Here is a 1,638-nt window from a genome sequence, read left to right as displayed (position 1 = left end):
ACGTCACCCTCCGGGACCATCTGGCACTCAGGCTCGAAGCCCGTCACCGTCCCGCCCGTACGGCCCGCGGGCTGGTCCACTACGCCACCCACTTCCGTCCCGCACGCAGGGTGAGGCTGGCGCTGCGTGCCCTGGGCAGGCGCCGGGACCGGTTGCACGCCAGGGGTTTCAAGGTCGCGGTGTACCGCTCCTGGCTGCTGCGACTGCCCAAGCGCCGGGGGTCGGTGGTCTTCGAGAGCCACATGGGCACCTGCTACGGCGACAGCCCCCGCGCCGTCCACGAGGAGGTACGCGCCCGAGGGCTCCGGCTCCGCCCCGTCTGGGTCCACGCCGACTCCACGGAGGGCTTCCCCACCGACGTCCGGCTCGTGCGCCGCTGGTCCTGGCGCTATCTGTGGGCCCTGGCCCGGGCGGAGTACTGGGTCGACAACCAGGGGTTCCCGCAGAACCTCGACAAGCCGTCCGGCACGACCTACCTCCAGACCTGGCACGGATCGGCGTACAAGCGCATGGGCTTCGACGAGACCCGGGTGCGCCTGCAGAACACCCCGCAGCGCGAACGGCTCCAGCAGGCCGTGCACCGCTTCGACCACTTCCTCGTACGGTCCGAGCACGACGAGCGCACGCTGGCCCGCGCCTACCGGCTGCCGGAACGGACGCTGCTGCGCACCGGTTACCCCCGCAACGACGTCCTGCTCGCCGCGCGCGCGCGGGACGAGGCCGAGGGCCGGCTGCCCCGTCCGGCGCTCGCGGCCGAACTCGGCCTGCCCGACCACCGCAAGGTCGTGCTGTACGCGCCGACCTTCCGGGGCAGGCCGGGCACGCGCAAACGGCAACGGCTGCTGCTGGACGCGGCGCGCTTCGCGGAACGCTTCGGCGACACGTACACACTGCTGGTGCGGGCGCACTACCTGGAGGCGGCGAGTCTGCCCGCGTGCCCGCCGGGGACCGTCGTGGACGTCTCGCGCCACCACGACGTCAGTGAGATCCTCGCGCTCACCGACGTCCTGGTCACGGACTACTCGTCGATCATGTTCGACTACGCCCTCCTGGACCGTCCGATCGTCCTCTTCGCCCCTGATCTCGACGCCTACGCGGCCGAGCGGGGCAGCTACTTCGACCTCCGGGAGAAGGCGCCGGGACCGGTGACCGCGACCGAGGAGGAACTGTTCGCCGTGCTGGCCCGGCTGAAGACCGCCGAGACGGGCTTCCAGGAGCGGCGCACCGCGTTCGCCGAGGAGTTCGGCGCCTACGACCGGGGGGACGCGGCCCGCGCGGTGGTCGACACCGTGTTCGCCCGGCACCTCGCCCCCTCCCGTACCGTCCCTACCGGGGAGGCTGGCCGATGAGCGGCAGCCGCGACATCTTCATCGTGTCCAACAGCACCGACGAGCTCGGTGGTGTGACGGGCTGGATGCACCGGACCGCCCAGCTGTTCCAGGAGGCGGGCCACCGGGTGCACACCGTCGGCGTCCACGCCGCCGAGCGGAAGATGGCCCTGCCCGATCCGCCCGGATACCCGGTGACGGCCCTCTATCCGGCGCACCCTCCCACCCCCTGGGCTCCCAGGGGCCTGCGGGACCGCTTCCGGATTCCCGCCCGGCGGGCCGAGGCCCGCCGCGTCGTCCGCAAGCGCCG

At 72.6% G+C, this 1,638-nt stretch carries 2 protein-coding genes; both read left to right on the top strand.

What is annotated here, in order from left to right:
- A partial coding sequence (locus tag ACFU7D_RS29550) for a CDP-glycerol glycerophosphotransferase family protein (protein ID WP_378874071.1) occupies nt 1–1,349 on the top strand: 1,349 nt, incomplete at its 5' end.
- A partial coding sequence (locus tag ACFU7D_RS29545) for a hypothetical protein (protein WP_378874068.1) occupies nt 1,346–1,638 on the top strand: 293 nt, incomplete at its 3' end. The genes ACFU7D_RS29550 and ACFU7D_RS29545, both read left to right, overlap by 4 nt.

The sequence above is a fragment of the Nocardioides sp. NPDC057577 genome, assembly GCF_042801335.1.
Taxonomy (GTDB): domain Bacteria; phylum Actinomycetota; class Actinomycetes; order Propionibacteriales; family Nocardioidaceae; genus Nocardioides.
Note: the sequence above shows the minus strand (reverse complement) of the source record. Positions and strands in the feature narration are given on the sequence as shown.